General features: G+C 60.7%; 12 protein-coding genes. 7 read left to right on the forward strand and 5 right to left on the reverse strand.

All coding sequences use genetic code 11. The features are described from left to right. Positions 1-98 precede the first annotated feature (98 nt). The 3 genes from GIW48_RS17390 to GIW48_RS17400 all read right to left on the reverse strand — a co-directional run bounded on the left by GIW48_RS17390 (position 99) and on the right by GIW48_RS17400 (position 3,349). Positions 99-1,346 carry a lipoprotein-releasing ABC transporter permease subunit gene (locus tag GIW48_RS17390; RefSeq protein ID WP_056857275.1) on the reverse strand — a complete coding sequence of 416 codons (1,248 nt, stop codon included), beginning with the start codon at positions 1,344-1,346 and terminating at the stop codon, positions 99-101. A 61-nt stretch (positions 1,347-1,407) separates the two neighbouring features. Then, on the reverse strand, positions 1,408-2,091 hold the full coding sequence (lolD, locus tag GIW48_RS17395) for a lipoprotein-releasing ABC transporter ATP-binding protein LolD (RefSeq protein ID WP_020372695.1): 684 nt from the start codon (positions 2,089-2,091) through the stop codon (positions 1,408-1,410). Positions 2,092-2,098: 7 nt separating this feature from the next. Continuing rightward, a complete protein-coding gene (locus GIW48_RS17400; protein WP_099548679.1) occupies positions 2,099-3,349 on the reverse strand; it encodes a lipoprotein-releasing ABC transporter permease subunit in 1,251 nt (416 codons plus the stop codon). Between the two features lie 94 nt (positions 3,350-3,443). On the opposite strand from GIW48_RS17400, the gene GIW48_RS17405 reads away from it, so the two are divergent. Further along, entirely contained in the window at positions 3,444-4,022 is a 579-nt protein-coding gene (locus GIW48_RS17405) for a PilZ domain-containing protein (protein WP_138453757.1), read from the forward strand. 44 nt (positions 4,023-4,066) lie between these two features. After that, the gene (locus GIW48_RS17410; protein ID WP_017137433.1) at positions 4,067-4,789 is read left to right on the forward strand and encodes a glycerophosphodiester phosphodiesterase; all 723 of its coding nucleotides are present in this window, start codon (positions 4,067-4,069) and stop codon (positions 4,787-4,789) included. Between the two features lie 42 nt (positions 4,790-4,831). On the opposite strand, the gene sthA is transcribed toward GIW48_RS17410, so the two are convergent. Continuing rightward, complete coding sequence (sthA, locus tag GIW48_RS17415) at positions 4,832-6,226, reverse strand: Si-specific NAD(P)(+) transhydrogenase (protein ID WP_017137432.1); 1,395 nt, start codon at positions 6,224-6,226, stop codon at positions 4,832-4,834. Positions 6,227-6,461: 235 nt separating this feature from the next. Between sthA and GIW48_RS17420 the strand changes: the two genes are divergently transcribed. Further along, the gene (locus GIW48_RS17420) at positions 6,462-7,004 is read left to right on the forward strand and encodes a chalcone isomerase family protein (RefSeq protein WP_138454216.1); all 543 of its coding nucleotides are present in this window, start codon (positions 6,462-6,464) and stop codon (positions 7,002-7,004) included. A gap of 274 nt (positions 7,005-7,278) precedes the next feature. Next, complete coding sequence (locus tag GIW48_RS17425) at positions 7,279-8,577, forward strand: MFS transporter (RefSeq protein ID WP_017137430.1); 1,299 nt, start codon at positions 7,279-7,281, stop codon at positions 8,575-8,577. A 162-nt stretch (positions 8,578-8,739) separates the two neighbouring features. On the opposite strand, the gene GIW48_RS17430 is transcribed toward GIW48_RS17425, so the two are convergent. After that, on the reverse strand, positions 8,740-10,203 hold the full coding sequence (locus GIW48_RS17430; protein WP_017137429.1) for a glyceraldehyde-3-phosphate dehydrogenase: 1,464 nt from the start codon (positions 10,201-10,203) through the stop codon (positions 8,740-8,742). Positions 10,204-10,543: 340 nt separating this feature from the next. Between GIW48_RS17430 and mfd the strand changes: the two genes are divergently transcribed. From mfd to GIW48_RS17445, 3 genes are read left to right on the forward strand one after another with little or no spacing between them, the layout of a single operon-like run. Further along, a complete protein-coding gene (gene mfd, locus GIW48_RS17435) occupies positions 10,544-13,993 on the forward strand; it encodes a transcription-repair coupling factor (RefSeq protein ID WP_236461961.1) in 3,450 nt (1,149 codons plus the stop codon). An 11-nt stretch (positions 13,994-14,004) separates the two neighbouring features. Beyond that, on the forward strand, positions 14,005-14,574 hold the full coding sequence (locus GIW48_RS17440) for a CsiV family protein (RefSeq protein ID WP_017137427.1): 570 nt from the start codon (positions 14,005-14,007) through the stop codon (positions 14,572-14,574). A gap of 9 nt (positions 14,575-14,583) precedes the next feature. Continuing rightward, a complete protein-coding gene (locus GIW48_RS17445) occupies positions 14,584-17,274 on the forward strand; it encodes a DEAD/DEAH box helicase (RefSeq protein ID WP_099548677.1) in 2,691 nt (896 codons plus the stop codon). Positions 17,275-17,373 lie beyond the last annotated feature (99 nt).

Genomic DNA, 17,373 nt, shown 5'->3' on the forward strand with positions numbered 1-17,373 from the left:
TGGGCCGGCCCTATCGCAGGCAAGCCAGCTCCCACATTCGAATGTATTCACACATCAAAATGTGGGAGCTGGCTTGCCTGCGATAGCGGTCTTAGCGTTTACGAATACCTGAGGGCATGCGCCGGCTCAATCTTCGCCGCCCGATACGCCGGGTAAATCGTGGCCATAAAGCTCAACACAAACCCGGCCGTGCAAATCAGCAGTACATCGCCGCCTTGCAGCTCGGAAGGCAGGTTGCTGACGAAGTACACGTCCGAACTGAAGATATGCTGCCCGGTCACGCGCTCCAGCCAGCCCACCAGTTCACTCACGTTCAGCGCCGCAATCACGCCCAGCACGCCGCCGATCAAGGTGCCGACGATACCAATCACCGTGCCCTGCACCATGAAGATCGCCATGATCTGCCGTGGCGTGGCGCCGATGGTGCGCAAAATCGCGATGTCCGCGCCTTTGTCGTTCACCACCATGATCAGCGTGGCGATGATGTTGAACGCAGCGACGGCGACGATCATCAGCAACAGCAGGCCGATCATGGTCTTTTCCATCTTCATTGCACTGAACAGGCTGCCCTGGGTGTGGGTCCAGTCATCCGGCTTGTAGTCGGCGCCGAGGCTCGCGGCAATGTCGGCCGAAACCTTGGGGGCCGCGTACAAGTCTTTCACCGCCAGGCGCACGCTTTGCACCTGGTTCGGCTGCCAATGCTGGATCTCGGCGGCGTCGGCCATGTTGATCAGGGCCATGGAGCCATCCAGCTCGGCACCGACCTTGAAGATACCGACCACGTTCAAGCGCTGCATGCGCGGGGTGATGCCACCCGGTGCGGCCGTGCTGATTTCCGGCACGATCAGGGTCAGCTTGTCACCCACATTCAGGCGAAAGCGCCGAGCGGTAATGTCGCCGATCACTACGCCGAACTCGCCGGCCTTCAGGTCTTCGAGTTTGCCGCGCACGATATGCTGGGCCACGATCGACACCTTGCCTTCCTGGGCCGGGTCAACGCCGCTGATCTCGATAGGTTGCATCGCGCCCTTGTAGGAGAACATGCCGTCCATCTGTGTGAACGGCACCGCAGCGGTGACCTCGGGGTTCTTCAGCGCGGCGGCGGCCACGGGCTGCCAGTTATCAATCGGGTTTACACCGACGATAGTGGCGTGGGGCACCATGCCGAGGATGCGCGTGCTCATTTCACGCTGGAAGCCGTTCATTACCGACAGCACCACGATCATCGCCAGCACGCCCAGGGCGAGGCCGATCATCGAGGTCATCGAGATAAACGAGACAAAACGGTTGCGGCGCTTGGCGCGGGTATAGCGCGTGCCGATAAAAATCGATAACGGTCTGAACATTCGCGGGCACCGTTTAAAAAAATGAAAAAGCCTGGCTTAAAAAAGCCAGGCTTGAAACGGGTCAGATGGCGACCAGATGACCTTCCTGCAGGTGCAACACGCGGTCCATCTGGCGGGCCATGCTCATGTCATGGGTGACCACCAGGAACGCGGTGCGCATCTGGGTGCTCAGTTCCAGCATCAAGTCCTTGATGCCTTGCGCGGTGTGCGAGTCGAGGTTGCCGGTCGGCTCGTCAAGCATCACCAGGCCTGGGTTGTTCACCAGGGCACGGGCGATGGCCACACGCTGGCGCTCGCCGCCGGACAGTTCCGCCGGTTTGTGCTCCAGGCGATGGCCAAGGCCGACGCGCTCCAGCAACGCCTTGGCGCGCTGGCGGGCTTCCGGGATCGCGGTCTTGCCGATCAGCAGCGGCATGCACACGTTTTCCAGCGCGGTGAATTCCGGCAGCAGGTGGTGGAACTGGTACACAAAACCGAGCGAACGGTTGCGCAGTTGACCACGGGCTTTTTCACCGAGTGCCGACAGTTCTTCGCCGGCCAGCCACACGCTGCCCTCGGAAGGCGTATCCAGGCCGCCCAACAGGTTGAGCAAGGTACTTTTGCCGGAACCGGAACTGCCGACGATCGCCACGCGCTCGCCCGGGTGCAGTTCCAGCTGCAGGTTGGACAACACCACTACCGACTCCGGGCCTTCCTCGTAGGATTTGCCCAGGTTGCGGCAGCTCAAGATAGCTTTTTCACTCATGCCCGATTCACTCATAACGTAAGGCCTGTGCTGGCTGGGTGCGTGCCGCGCGCCAGGCTGGATACAGGGTGGCAAGGAAACTCAATAGCAACGCGGCGCCGCCCACCATCAACACGTCCTGGGCCTGAACCTGGGACGGCAAGTAGTCGATGAAGTAGACGTCAGCGTTGAGAAACTTGTGGCCGATGACTTTTTCCAGCGCGGCAATGGCGGCGCTGACGTTCAGCGCGGCCAGAATGCCGACGGCGGTACCGATCAAGGTGCCGACTACGCCGATCACGGTGCCCTGCACCATGAAGATCGCCATGATCTGGCCCGGCGTGGCGCCAAGGGTACGCAGGATGGCGATATCGCCCTTCTTGTCGTTCACCACCATCACCAGCGTGGAGATGATGTTGAACGCAGCCACGGCGACGATCAGCAGCAACAGCAGGCCAATCATGGCTTTTTCCATGCGGATGGCCTGGTAGAGGTTGCCGTGGGTGCGGGTCCAGTCGCGGGCGTAGTACTGCGAGTCGCCCAAGTGCTGGGCGATTTCCCACGCGCCGCGCGGTGCATCGAACAGGTCGTTGAACTTGAGGCGCAGGCCCTGCACCTGATCCGGCTGCCAGCGATGCAGGCGGGCCAGGTCGGTAAGGTTGGTGAGGCCCAGGTAGCCGTCGATTTCGCCGGCGCCGACGTGGAAGGTGCCGACCACGGTAAAGCGCTTCATGCGTGGGAACATGCCGGCCGGGGTCACGGTGACTTCCGGCGCGACGAAGGTCAGCTTGTCGCCGATGCCCACGCCGAGCTTGGCCGCCGCCTTGTCGCCGATCACGATGCCGAAGCTGCCGGGTGCCAAGTCGTCGAGTTTGCCCTGCAACATGAACTTGTCGATGATCGACACGTTACGTTCCTGGGCCGGGTCAACGCCATTGAGCAGGATCTTCTGCACCTTGCCGTCGTTGGTCAGCAGCCCCTGCATCTGGGTAAACGGCGCAACGGCCACCACCTTGGGGTTCTGCTTGACCTTGGAGGCCAGGCTTTGCCAGTCGTTGATGGGTTCATCGGACTCGATGGTCGCGTGGGGCACCATGCCCAGCACGCGGGTGCGCATCTCATGATCGAAGCCGTTCATCACCGACAGCACCACGATCATCACGACCACGCCCAAGGCGAGCCCGATCATCGAGGTCAGGGAAATGAACGACACAAAATGATTGCGGCGCTTTGCACGGGTATAACGCGTGCCGATAAATACGAAGAGAGGTCTGAACATGTCGGGGCTTGTTCGGAGGAAAAGAAGACGTCCCGGTGGCGGGGTCTGGTAAGCAGCTTTACACTCTGACCATTACCGTTACCTGGGGTTCGCCATGTCGACATTAGATGAAGAAGAACGCCGCGAATACTACCGTATCGACGACATGATCGCACTTCAAATCAGCACACTGTCTGCCCCGGAAGCGGCGAGCAAGGAAGTGTTGCTGGATGATTCCCCGCTGTTCAATCTGCTCAGCGAACTGCACCTCAGCGAATTCGAAGCCCAGCACCTGCTGCGCCAGATCAGCGAGAAGGACCGCAGCCTGGCGGCCTTTCTCAAAGTCCAGAACAAACGCGTGGACCTGCTCAGCCAGATCATGGCCCGCGGCCTGCTGGACGAAGTCGGCGCACCGCAGCCGGTGATCATCTCCGAAGGCGGCATCGACTTCCAGCACCCCACGCCGCTGGCGCCCGGCGCGCACCTGGCGGTCAAGCTGGTGCTGATGCCCCAGGCGCTCGGCCTGCTGTTGCGCGCACGCGTGACGCATTGCGAGCCCAAAGGCGATGGTTTTGACGTGGGCACGGAGTTCGAATCCATGACCGACGCCCAACGCCAGTTGCTGGCGCGCTATATCCTGCAGAAACAGGCACAGGAACGCCGTCTGGCGCGGGAACAAAGCGACGACCTCTGAATACGTATTGAACACGCCAGCCTATCTGGCGCAAAGGAGCAACTGTGACCCTGATTTACGGCCACCGCGGTGCCAAAGGCGAAGCACCGGAAAACACCCTGACCAGCTTTCAGGAGTGCCTCAAGCACGGTGTACGCCGTTGCGAACTGGACTTGCACCTGTCCATGGACGGCGAGTTGATGGTGATCCACGACCCGACCCTCAAGCGCACCGCCGACCGGCGCGGCAAAGTCGTCGAGTATTCGGCGGCAGACCTGGTAAAGATGGACGCGCGCAAAGGTGGCCCAGGCTGGGTCAAACCGTGCCCGATTCCGCGCCTGGAAGAACTGTTCGAACAGTGCGACTTCGATCACTGGCAGCTGGAAGTCAAAAGTGCCTCGCGCACCCGCGCCGCGACCACTGTGCTGGCGATCCGCGAGATGGCCGTGCGGCATGGCCTGATGGACAAGGTCACCGTGACCTCAAGTTCTCGGGAAGTATTAAAAGCGGCGGTTGAGCTCACCCCGGACCTGTCACGCGGCCTGGTGGCCGAATACGCCTGGCTCGACCCGTTGAAGGTCGCGCAGAACTACGGCTGTGAGTACTTGGCGTTGAACTGGACGTTGTGCACCCCCGAGCGCCTGGAAAAAGCCCAGCGTCAGGGTTTGCACGTGTCCGTGTGGACGGTCAACGAACCTGCGCTGATGCGCAGGCTCGCCGACTTCGGCGTAGATAGCCTGATTACAGACTTTCCCGGTTTGGCCACTGCCACCCTCGAGAATTACTGAAATCGGTCTCCCCGGCCGGCTCAGGCCACCGGCCGGAGCCGCTCAAAAAAGCCGGTTGAGGCCGTCGTAGGCCGCTACCCGATAGGCTTCGGCCATGGTCGGGTAGTTGAACGTGGTGTTTACAAAATACTTGAGGGTATTTTGCTCACCCGGTTGGCTCATGATCGCCTGGCCGATGTGCACGATCTCGGAGGCCTGGTAGCCGAAGCAATGCACGCCGAGAACCTCAAGGGTTTCACGGTGGAACAGGATCTTCAGCATGCCTTGCGGCTCACCGGCGATCTGCGCACGCGCCATGCTCTTGAAGAACGCCTTGCCGACTTCATAAGGCACCTTGGCCTTGGTCAGTTCGTGTTCGTTCTTGCCGATCGAGCTGATCTCGGGAATCGTGTAGATCCCGGTCGGCACGTCGTTCACATAACGCCAGCTGCCATTGTCGACGATGCTGCCAGCGGCCGAACGGCCCTGGTCATGCGCAGCACTGGCCAGGCTCGGCCAGCCGATCACGTCACCGGCACCGTAGATGTTCGGTACGCAAGTGCGGTAGTTCTCATCCACTTCGATCTGGCCACGGCTGTTGACCTTGACCCCGATGTTTTCCATGCCCAGCTTGTCGGTGTTGCCGGTACGGCCGTTGCACCACAGCAAGGCGTCGGCCTTGATCTTCTTGCCGGACTTGAGGTGCAAAATCACCCCGTTATCCAGGCCTTCGACCCGCTCGTACTCTTCGTTGTGGCGCACGGTGATGTTGTTGTTGCTGAAGTGGTAGCTCAACGCCTGGGAGATTTCCGAGTCGAGGAAGCTCAGCAACTGGTCACGGTTGTCGACCAGCTCCACCAACACACCCAGGCCACTGAAGATCGAGGCGTATTCACAGCCGATAACGCCGGCGCCATAGATGATCAGTTTGCGCGGGGTGTGGCCCAGGCTCAGGATGGTGTCGCTATCGTAGATACGCGGGTGGTGGAAATCGATATCGGCTGGGCGATACGGGCGCGAACCGGTGGCGATGATGATGTGCTTGGCCACCAGCTTCTCGACCACGCCATTGGCGCAGACCACTTCGACGGTTTGCTCGTCGGCGAAACTGCCGGTGCCAAAAAACAGGTCGACGCGGTTACGGGCGTAGTAACCCGTGCGAGACGCAACTTGCTTGGAGATGACTTTCTCGGCGCTTTTCAATACGTCCGGGAACGAGAACCAGCGCGGCTCACCAATGGCCCGGAACATCGGGTTGGTGTTGAACTGCATGATCTGGCGCACCGAGTGACGCAAGGCCTTGGACGGGATGGTACCCAGGTGGGTGCAGTTACCGCCGACCTGGCGACGGCTATCGACCATCGCCACCTTGCGCCCCGCTTTGGCGGCGTTCATTGCCGCACCTTCTCCAGCCGGGCCGGAACCCAGTACCACCACGTCGTAGTTGTAGACAGCCATGCGTACTCCTCAGAACAGGCCAGGCGTACGGTTGGACGCCTGGCTAAATCATGCCGCGGCCAGCGGGCATGAAGGAAATTTTTGGCTCAAGTGTGTGAGCCGGGGCACAGTCTATATAAGGCTCAACGCCGCGCACATTAACCCTTGGTCGCGTCGTAGGCCAGTCTTGCCTTTACTACAGGAACTGCAAACTGGCATTACACTGCTGACACGCACCTTCGCAGGCGGGGCCATTATGCGGCATGTGGTTTTCTGTTTAATGATGATTTTTTCGCTGACAGCGCACGCCAGTGAAGCGAGTCGGCTTAAGCAAGCCGGTTTTGCTGCGCAAACGCATGAGCTGGCGCTGAAAAACCAGGCGGTGCTGGTGTATCTCTGGGCGGATGTGTATGCGGCCGCGCTGTACGCTCCAGCTGATATCAGCGCCAAACAGGCCTGGGACCAGCAAAAGGCTGTGCGCCTGGCGCTGTATTACTTTCGCGACATCGACCGCAATGATGTGATCAAGGCCGCTACGGCTACCCTTGAACGTCAGCAATCCGCTGCAACCCTCGCCCGCCTGAAGCCCGAGCTGGACCAACTGCACGCCAGTTTCCGCAACATTCGCAGCGGTGACCGTTACGCCCTGGATTTTCGTCCTGGGCGTGGGCTGAGCCTGGAGATCAATGAGCAAGTGGTGTTCAGCAGTCGCGATGATGAATTGGCGAAAGCCTACCTCGGTATCTGGCTCGCGCCGAAAGGCCTGTCGGACAGCCTGCGCAACGCCCTCCTGAACTAATCACCGCCCCCAAAAACACCAAAGAACCCTGTGGGAGCTGTCTTGCCTGCGATAGCGGTGGGTCAGCCATTCATTTGCGGACTGACACACCGCTATCGCAGGCAAGCCAGCTCCCACATTTGATTTTCATCGCCCTCGACAACTGCGCATTTAGTCATGCTTGCTATCAATTTTTATTGCCGGTAATGGCCAATACACATATGGTTACAAAACTGCAGCAAGGACGAATGATGACCAGGGATCACTAATAAGACAGCCAACATGAGTGCATGACATGTCCACTACCACGGGCAAAGGCAAAGCGATTTTTCGCGTTGTCAGCGGCAACTTCCTCGAGATGTTCGACTTCATGGTCTACGGCTTCTACGCCACGGCCATTGCCAAGACCTTCTTTCCCAGCGACAGCGCGTTTGCCTCGTTGATGCTATCGCTTGCGACCTTCGGCGCCGGTTTCCTGATGCGGCCACTGGGCGCAATCTTCCTCGGCGCCTATATCGACCGCCACGGCCGCAAAAAGGGCCTGGTCATCACGCTGGCCTTGATGGCCGCCGGCACCATCCTGATTGCCTGCGTGCCCGGCTACGCCACATTGGGTGTGGCCGCGCCGCTGATCGTGCTGTTCGGTCGACTGCTTCAGGGTTTCTCTGCCGGCGTCGAGCTGGGCGGTGTGTCGGTGTACCTGGCAGAAATCGCCACACCGGGCCGCAAGGGCTTTTTCGTCAGTTGGCAGTCCGCCAGCCAGCAGGCTGCGGTGGTGTTCGCCGGTTTGCTCGGCGTGGGCCTCAACCACTGGCTCAGCCCGGAAGAGATGGGCGACTGGGGCTGGCGCGTGCCGTTCCTGATCGGCTGCCTGATCGTGCCGGTGATCTTCGTGATTCGCCGTTCGCTGGAGGAAACCCCAGAGTTCCAGGCACGTAAACACCGCCCTACCCTGCAGGAAATCGTGCGTTCGATCGGCCAGAACTTTGGCATCGTCATCGCCGGCATGGCGCTGGTGGTGATGACCACCGTGTCGTTCTACCTCATTACCGCTTACACCCCGACCTTCGGCAAGGCCGAACTGCACCTGTCTGACTTCGACGCATTGCTGGTGACGGTGTGCGTGGGCATCTCCAACTTTATCTGGCTGCCGGTGATGGGCGCGGTGTCCGACAAGATCGGGCGCAAACCCTTGCTGCTGGGTGCGACGATTCTGGCAATTCTCACAGCGTATCCGGCGCTGTCGTGGCTGGTGGCGAATCCGAGTTTCAGCCATCTGCTGATCGTGCTGTTGTGGTTGTCGTTCCTGTATGGCTCGTACAACGGGGCGATGGTGGTGGCGCTTACCGAGATCATGCCGATTGAAGTGCGCACCACTGGATTCTCGCTGGCTTATAGCCTGGCAACGGCGACCTTTGGTGGGTTTACGCCGGCGGCCTGTACTTACCTGATCCATGTGCTGGATAACAAGGCGGCGCCAGGGATTTGGCTCAGTGGTGCGGCGGTGTTGGGGCTGATTGCGACGTTGGTGCTGTTTAAAGGCAATCGGCATGAATTGCGGACGGCGCAGGCTTCGGTGGTTGGCGGCGCCTGATAGACCGCTATCGCAGGCAAGCCAGCTCCCACATTTGACTGTGTTCACAAGTCGAAATGTGGGAGCTGGCTTGCCTGCGATGAGGCCCTGATATTCACCACAAAACCAACAGCCACAAAAAAGCCCCGAACCAGTCGGGGCTTTTTCATTTACCGCAAAGGCTTAGCGCGGGAATGCTGGCGGGTTAACCCCGGCCATGTCTTCCATCACACGAACCACCTGGCAGCTGTAGCCGAACTCGTTGTCGTACCACACGTACAGAACAACGCGGTTGTCCTGGGTAATGGTCGCTTCAGCGTCGACCACACCGGCGTGGCGCGAGCCCACGAAGTCGGTGGACACCACTTCCTGCGAGTTAACGAAGTCGATCTGCTTATGCAGGTCGGAGTGCAGCGCCATGTAGCGCAGGTACTCGTTCATCTCTTCGCGGGTGGCGGCTTTCTCAAGGTTCAGGTTGAGAATGGCCATCGACACGTTCGGCGTCGGTACGCGGATCGCGTTACCGGTCAGCTTGCCGGCCAGCTCAGGCAGGGCCTTGGCAGCAGCGGTGGCAGCACCGGTCTCGGTGATCACCATGTTCAACGCGGCGCTACGGCCACGGCGATCGCCTTTGTGGAAGTTGTCGATCAGGTTCTGGTCGTTGGTGTACGAGTGAACCGTTTCAACGTGACCGTTAACAATGCCGAACTTGTCGTTCACAGCCTTCAGCACCGGCACGATGGCGTTGGTGGTGCAGGAAGCGGCGGACACGATCTTGTCGTCAGCGGTGATTTCGCCGTGGTTGATACCGTGCACGATGTTCTTGAGCTTGCCCTTGCCAGGCGCAGTCAGCACAACGCGGTCGATACCTGGGCAGGCCAGGTGCTGGCCCAGGCCTTCGGCATCACGCCATACACCGGTGTTGTCCACCAGCAGTGCGTCCTTGATGCCGTATTGGGTGTAATCCACCTCGGCCGGGTTCTTCGCGTAGATCACCTGGATCAGGTTACCGTTGGCGGTGATGGTGTTGTTTTCTTCGTCGATGACGATGGTGCCGTTGAACGGGCCATGTACCGAGTCGCGGCGCAGCAGGCTGGCACGCTTGGTCAGGTCGTTCTCGGCGCCTTTACGCACCACGATGGCACGCAGGCGCAAGCCGTCGCCGCCACCGGTTTTTTCGATCAGGATGCGCGCCAGCAGGCGGCCGATACGACCGAAGCCGTACAACACCACGTCGGTGCCTTTGCGGGCTGCAGCGTTTTGCTGGCCAACCACATCGGCCATTTCTTCACGCACGAACTGCTCGGCGCTGCGGCCGGCACCTTCTTTGCGGAACTTGTAAGCCAACTTGCCCAGGTCTACCGAAGCCGCGCCGAGCTTGAGCTCGCTCATGGCTTTAAGCAGAGGGAATGTTTCGTGGACGGAGAGTTCGCTGTCGTCGGCAGAACGATGGCGAGCAAAGCGATGGGCTTTGAGAATCGCGATGACTGACTGGTTGATCAGGCTGCGGCCATAGATCGAGCTCACCACATTGTTATTGCGGTACAGCTGACCGATAAGCGGAATCATCGCTTCAGCGAGTGCTTCACGGTCGATCCATTCACCAAGACACTGGTCGGGCTTCTGAGTCACGGGAACCTTCCACATGTAGGGGCAGAAAAAAGGGGCTACATTATGCCGCCCGACCGGCCTCGGAGCAATGCGCGTCAGGCAACAAAAAGTGCTTGCGAAAAAATCACACACCGCTGCAGCCCAGTAAATACGCGGCTTCCAGAAGGCCGCTGGTTGAGCGCCAACGCCGACTTGTCCGTAACCCTCCGAAACATCTGCACAAAATGGCACTACATATTGAGTCAAAACCCGCCATTGTTTGTCTTAGCCACTACATTTCCTGCAAACCGTAATAGGTTCAGTCAGCAACTGACAGGCGGCACCTTGGGCCGCTACAATTACCGACTTTGTCGCAACGCTTGGAGCTCAACCTTCCGTGCCCGTTCTGCGTCTACCGCTTCTCCCTGCCGCGGCAGGTAAACAGCACTGGGGCAACCTGCCCGGTGCCGCCCTGAGCCTGGCCATTGCCGAGGCTGCCAGCGCAGCCAAGCGCTTTACCCTGCTACTCACCGCCGACAGCCAAAGCGCCGAGCGGCTGGAGCAGGAGCTGAGCTTCTTCGCCCCCGATTTGCCGGTGCTGCATTTCCCCGACTGGGAAACCCTGCCCTACGACCTGTTCTCGCCGCACCAGGACATCATTTCCCAGCGCATCGCCAGCCTGTACCGCCTGCCGGAACTGGCGCACGGCGTGCTGGTGGTGCCGATCACCACCGCCCTGCACCGCCTGGCGCCGACCAAGTTCCTGCTCGGCAGCAGCCTGGTGCTGGATGTCGGCCAGAAACTCGATGTAGAGCAGATGCGCACGCGCCTGGAAGCCAGCGGCTACCGCTGCGTCGACACGGTGTACGAACACGGCGAATTCGCGGTGCGTGGTGCGTTGATCGACCTGTTCCCGATGGGCAGCAAACTGCCGTACCGCATCGACCTGTTCGATGACGAAATCGAGACGTTGCGCACCTTCGACCCGGACAACCAGCGCTCCATCGACAAAGTAGAGTCGATCAAGCTGCTGCCGGCGCGCGAATTCCCGCTGCAAAAAGACGCGGTCACGCGCTTCAAGGCGCGCTTTCGCGAACGCTTCGACGTCGACTTCCGCCGCTGCCCGATCTTTCAGGATTTAAGCAGCGGGATTACACCGGCCGGTATCGAGTACTACCTGCCGCTGTTCTTCGACGAAACCTCCACCCTGTTCGATTACCTGCCCGCAGACACCCAAGTGTTCTCGCTGCCGGGCATCGAGCAGGCGGCGGAAAACTTCTGGAACGACGTGCGCAACCGCTACGAAGAGCGCCGCGTCGACCCGTCGCGACCTTTATTGCCGCCCGCCGAGCTGTTCCTGCCGGTGGAAGACTGCTTCGCCCGCCTGAAAAACTGGCCGCGCGTGGTCGCCAGCCAGCAGGACGTGGACACCGGCAGTGGTCGCGAGCGTTTCCCGGCGAGCACGTTGCCGGACTTGGCGATCCAGGCCAAAGCCACCCAGCCACTGGAAGCGCTGTCGAATTTCCTTGGCGACTTCCCTGGCCGCGTGCTGTTTACCGCCGAATCCGCCGGCCGTCGCGAAGTGCTGCTGGAATTGCTGGAACGCCTGAAGCTGCGCCCGAAAACCGTCGACAGCTGGCCGGATTTCGTCGCCGGCAAAGAGCGCCTGGCGATCACCATTGCGCCGCTGGACGAAGGCTTGTTGCTGGACGACCCGGCGCTGGCACTCATCGCCGAGAGCCCGCTGTTCGGTCAGCGAGTGATGCAGCGCCGGCGCCGTGAAAAACGCGCCGACGCCAACAACGACGCGGTGATCAAGAACCTCACCGAGCTGCGCGAAGGCGCGCCGGTGGTGCATATCGACCACGGCGTGGGCCGTTACCTGGGCCTGCAGACCCTGGAGATCGACAACCAGGCCGCCGAATTCCTCACCATGGAATACGCCGAAGGCGCCAAGCTCTATGTGCCGGTGGCCAGCCTGCACCTGATCGCCCGCTATACCGGCAGCGACGACGCGCTGGCGCCGTTGCATCGCCTGGGCTCCGAGACCTGGCAGAAAGCCAAGCGCAAGGCCGCCGAACAGGTGCGCGACGTAGCGGCCGAGTTGCTCGACATTTATGCCCGCCGTGCCGCGCGCGAAGGCTATGCGTTTGCCGACCCGAAAGCCGACTACGCCACCTTCAGCGCCGGTTTCGCCTTCGAAGAAACCCCCGACCAGCAAACCACCATCGAAGCGGTGCGCGCCGATATGCTGGCGCCCAAGCCGATGGACCGCCTGGTGTGCGGCGACGTGGGCTTCGGCAAAACCGAAGTGGCCATGCGCGCGGCGTTTATTGCCGTGCACGGTGGCAAGCAAGTAGCGATTCTGGTGCCGACCACCCTGCTCGCCCAACAGCACTACAACAGCTTCCGTGATCGCTTTGCCGACTGGCCGGTGACCGTGGAAGTGATGAGCCGGTTCAAATCCGCCAAGGAAGTCAACGCCGCCGTCGCTGACCTGGCCGAGGGCAAGATCGATATCGTGATCGGCACGCACAAGCTGCTGTCGGACGATGTGAAGATCAAGAACCTGGGCCTGGTGATCATCGACGAAGAGCACCGCTTTGGTGTGCGTCAAAAAGAACAGCTCAAGGCCCTGCGCAGCGAAGTCGACATTCTTACGCTCACTGCGACGCCGATCCCACGCACGCTGAACATGGCCGTGTCGGGCATGCGCGACTTGTCGATCATTGCCACGCCGCCGGCGCGCCGGTTGTCGGTGCGCACCTTTGTGATGGAGCAGAACAAAAGCACGGTCAAGGAAGCACTGCTGCGCGAATTGCTGCGTGGCGGCCAGGTGTATTACCTGCACAACGACGTGAAGACCATCGAGAAATGCGCCGCCGACCTCGCCGAACTGGTGCCGGAAGCCCGTATTGCCATCGGCCACGGGCAGATGCGCGAGCGCGAACTCGAACAAGTCATGAGCGACTTCTATCACAAGCGCTTCAATGTGCTGATTGCCTCGACCATCATCGAGACCGGCATCGACGTGCCAAGCGCCAACACCATCATCATCGAGCGCGCCGACAAGTTTGGCCTGGCGCAATTGCACCAGTTGCGTGGCCGTGTGGGCCGTAGTCACCACCAGGCCTATGCCTACCTGCTGACTCCGCCGCGCCAACAGATCACCTCCGATGCCGAAAAGCGCCTGGAAGCGATCGCCAATACCCAGGACCTCGGTGCCGGTTTTGTACTGGCCACCAACGACCTGGAAATCCGTGGCGCCGGCGAACTGCTCGGCGACGGCCAGAGCGGACAGATCCAGGCCGTGGGTTTCACCTTGTATATGGAGATGCTCGAGCGCGCAGTGAAAGCCATCCGCAAGGGCGAACAACCGAACCTCGACCAACCCTTGGGCGGCGGCCCGGAAATCAACCTGCGTTTGCCGGCGCTGATTCCCGAGGACTACCTGCCCGACGTGCACGCGCGGCTGATTCTGTACAAGCGCATCGCCTCGGCCACCGACGAAGAAGGCCTCAAGGACTTGCAAGTCGAGATGATCGACCGCTTCGGCCTGCTGCCCGAGCCAACCAAGAACCTGGTGCGCCTGACGCTGCTGAAATTGCAGGCCGAACAGCTCGGCATCAAGAAAGTCGACGCCGGGCCGCAGGGTGGGCGCATCGAGTTCGAGGCGCAAACGCCGGTGGACCCATTGGTGCTGATCAAACTGATTCAGGGCCAACCCAACCGCTACAAGTTCGAAGGGGCTACGCTGTTCAAATTCATGGTGCCGATGGAGCGTGCCGAAGAACGCTTCAATACCCTGGAGGCGCTGTTTGAGCGCCTCATCCCGAAATCTGCTTGAAGGACGCCCCCATGCGCCTGTTCCGCATTCTGAGCTTAGTGTTGGTGGTGGTCGCACCTTCGGCGTTTGCCGACAGCCCGTACCTGGTTGAAATGATCCTGGTGCGCCAGAACGCCGAACCGGTGATCAACAGCCGCGCCGCGCCGGAAAACTGGGATGCCGGCGCTGCGCGGTTGCCGACCGACAAGCTAAGCCCACCGCGGCTGGGCAACATCGTCGACAAGCTCAGTGCGGACAATAGTTACACCGTATTGCTGCACCGGGCCTGGGATCAGAACCTTGGCGAGCAACCCGTGAAGCTGGCCATTACCGACGGCCAGGAGCAGTTCGGCCAGTTCCCCATCGAAGGCACGCTGAACCTGCAACTGGGGCGCTTTACCGATATCGACGCGGATTTCTGGATCAACCAGTTCGACGCCAATGGCAGCGTGATTGCCAGCGAACACTTGAGCCAGCAAGACGTGCGCACCAAGAACAACCAACTCAATTACCTGGATGGCGGCCACTTGGCGCTGCTGATCAAGATCACTTCGCTGACCGCCAAACCACCCAGTGCGCCACCGCCCGACATTCAGGACTGATCCAGCGCCATGCCCCTGACGTCGTCGTTGACCAAACCCCTGGCCCCTTCGTGGGCCAATCGCTTTAAAGAGCAAAGCCTTGAGCGCGGGCGGCGCTACGCCCTGGAAAACCGCGTGCGCATCGTCGAGTCCGGCGACAGCACCATCATCGCCAGCTGCGAAGGCTCTGGCGGCAATGTATACCGACAAACCATCTCGCTGCGCGAATCGGCCAAGGGCACGCTGATCCTGGTGGACAGCCGCTGCACCTGCCCGGTACACACCAACTGCAAACACATCGCGGCAGTGCTGCTCAAGGTCCAGGAAACCCTGGCTTACCCGGCCGCCGCGCAAGATGCCGAGCTGTTGGAAAAACTCCAGGCCGTGCTGGATAACCGCGTGGTGCTGCCACAGGTGGTGATGGAAGATGTGCGGCCAGTGCCGCGCCTGTGGCTGGCCAGCGTGGAGTTCAGCGCGTTTGAACCGCGTAATGGCAAGATGCAGCGCTATATCCAGCACCGTGCGGCGCTGTCGTTCAATTACCTGGGCAACTATGTCAGCGGGCAAAAAAACGCCGACATCATCGTGCGCCAGGAAACCCAGAGCCTGCGCATCAAGCGCCATCCGGAACTGGAGCAACCCTATCGCGAACAACTGCGCCTGCTGGGCTTCAAGATCGCTACACGCCAGAGCAAGGCCTTGCCGGAGAGTGCCGGTGAATTGTTCGAAATGGTCAATGACAGCGCCTGGTTGAACTTCACCCTCAACGCCTCGCCGACCTTGCGCGCCGAGGGTTGGGAGTTGCAGATCGATGAGGATTTCGGTTTCGACTTGAGCACCGTCGATGACTGGTACGCCACCGTCGACGAAGGCCCGGAACGCGACTGGTTCGACCTGGAGCTGGGGATTATCGTCAATGGCGAGCGCCTGAGCCTGTTGCCGATTTTGCTCAACTTGATGCGTTCGCATACCGAAATCCTCAACCCGGAAAAACTTGCCCGGCGCCGTGACGACGAGCTGATCCTGGTGAATATTCCCGGCCTGCCCAACGGCCACGGCCCGCTGCAAGTGGCGTTGCCGTACGGCAGGCTCAAGCCGGTGCTGGCAACCCTTGGCGAGTTTTACCTACAGGAAACCGGCACCACCAGCTTGCGCCTGGCCAAAGCCGATGCCATACGCCTGAACCCGCTGGAAGACCTACCGCTGCAATGGGAAGGCGGTGAGAAGATCCGCAATTTCGCCCAGCGCCTGCGCGACATCAAGGACTTCACCTGCGTGGCGCCCGAGGGCTTGAACGCGACCTTGCGCCCGTATCAGCTGGAAGGCTTGAGCTGGATGCAGTCGCTGCGTCAGCTCGATGTCGGCGGGATCCTTGCCGATGACATGGGCCTGGGCAAAACCCTGCAGACCCTGGCGCATATTCTCAGCGAAAAGGCCGCCGGACGCCTCGACCGACCGTGCATGGTGGTGATGCCCACCAGCCTGATTCCCAACTGGCTGGATGAGGCGGCGCACTTCACACCGCAACTGCGGGTGCAGGCGCTATACGGCGCTGGCCGTAAGAAACATTTCCCCCATTTGCAGGACTATGACCTGCTGCTGACCACCTACGCGCTGCTGCCCAAGGACATCGACACGCTCGCCGCCCTGCCCTTGCATGTGCTGATCCTCGATGAAGCCCAATACATCAAGAACCCCAACAGCAAGGCTGCCCAGGCCGCGCGCGAGCTCACTGCTCGCCAGCGCCTGTGCCTGAGCGGCACGCCGCTGGAAAACCACCTGGGCGAGCTGTGGTCGCTGTTCCACTTCCTGCTGCCGGGCTGGCTGGGAGACGTCAAAAGCTTCAACCGCGATTACCGCGTGCCCATCGAAAAGCGCGCCAGTGAGGTGCGCTTGCAGCACCTCAACGGTCGGATCAAACCCTTCCTGCTGCGCCGCACCAAAGAGCAGGTGGCCACCGAGCTGCCGCCCAAGACCGAGATCATCCACTGGGTCGACCTCAACGAGGCCCAGCGCGACGTGTACGAAACCATGCGCCTGGCCATGGACAAAAAGGTGCGCGACGAAATCACCCGTAAAGGCGTGGCGCGCAGCCAGATCATCATTCTTGAAGCACTGCTCAAGTTGCGCCAGGTGTGCTGCGACCTGCGCCTGGTCAACGATGCCACCCTGCCCGCCCGTGGCAGCAGCTCGGGCAAACTCGACAGCCTGCTGGAGATGCTCGAAGAGCTGTTTGCCGAAGGGCGCCGGATATTGTTGTTCTCGCAGTTCACCTCGATGCTGAGCCTGATCGAAGCCGAGCTGAAAAAACGCGGCGTGCCCTACGCATTACTCACCGGCCAGACCCGCGACCGGCGCACGCCGGTGAAGGATTTCCAGAGCGGCAAGCTGCAGATTTTTCTGATCAGCCTGAAGGCCGGCGGCGTCGGTTTGAACCTGACCGAGGCGGATACGGTGATCCACTATGACCCGTGGTGGAACCCGGCGACGGAAAACCAGGCGACCGACCGTGCGTACCGCATCGGCCAGGAGAAGCCGGTGTTCGTCTATAAAATGATCGCGCGGGGCACGGTGGAGGAGAAGATCCAGCACCTGCAGAAGGAAAAGTCTGACCTGGCAGCAGGCGTGCTGGATGGGCGCACGACCGGGGATTGGCAGTTGGGTAATGAGGATATCGAGGCGTTGTTTGCGCCGTTGCCCAACAAGCAAGAGAAGCGCTGACGGTTAGATCGCTATCGCAGGCAAGCCAGCTCCCACCCTTGAATGTATTCACAAATCGAGAGTGGGAGCTGGCTTGCCTGCGATGGCAGCGACGCGGTG

Source organism: Pseudomonas sp. PA-6-3C (assembly GCF_021605825.1).
GTDB lineage: Bacteria > Pseudomonadota > Gammaproteobacteria > Pseudomonadales > Pseudomonadaceae > Aquipseudomonas > Aquipseudomonas edaphica.

What these genes read in the sequence shown, in the direction of transcription:
- sthA (WP_017137432.1), bottom strand. Translation starts at nt 6,226, where the DNA reads ATGGCTGTCTACAACTACGACGTGGTGGTACTGGGTTCCGGCCCGGCT.
- GIW48_RS17400 (WP_099548679.1), bottom strand. Translation starts at nt 3,349, where the DNA reads ATGTTCAGACCTCTCTTCGTATTTATCGGCACGCGTTATACCCGTGCA.
- GIW48_RS17405 (WP_138453757.1), top strand. Translation starts at nt 3,444, where the DNA reads ATGTCGACATTAGATGAAGAAGAACGCCGCGAATACTACCGTATCGAC.
- GIW48_RS17440 (WP_017137427.1), top strand. Translation starts at nt 14,005, where the DNA reads ATGCGCCTGTTCCGCATTCTGAGCTTAGTGTTGGTGGTGGTCGCACCT.
- GIW48_RS17390 (WP_056857275.1), bottom strand. Translation starts at nt 1,346, where the DNA reads ATGTTCAGACCGTTATCGATTTTTATCGGCACGCGCTATACCCGCGCC.
- lolD (WP_020372695.1), bottom strand. Translation starts at nt 2,091, where the DNA reads ATGAGTGAAAAAGCTATCTTGAGCTGCCGCAACCTGGGCAAATCCTAC.
- GIW48_RS17445 (WP_099548677.1), top strand. Translation starts at nt 14,584, where the DNA reads ATGCCCCTGACGTCGTCGTTGACCAAACCCCTGGCCCCTTCGTGGGCC.
- GIW48_RS17420 (WP_138454216.1), top strand. Translation starts at nt 6,462, where the DNA reads ATGCGGCATGTGGTTTTCTGTTTAATGATGATTTTTTCGCTGACAGCG.
- GIW48_RS17425 (WP_017137430.1), top strand. Translation starts at nt 7,279, where the DNA reads ATGTCCACTACCACGGGCAAAGGCAAAGCGATTTTTCGCGTTGTCAGC.
- GIW48_RS17430 (WP_017137429.1), bottom strand. Translation starts at nt 10,203, where the DNA reads ATGTGGAAGGTTCCCGTGACTCAGAAGCCCGACCAGTGTCTTGGTGAA.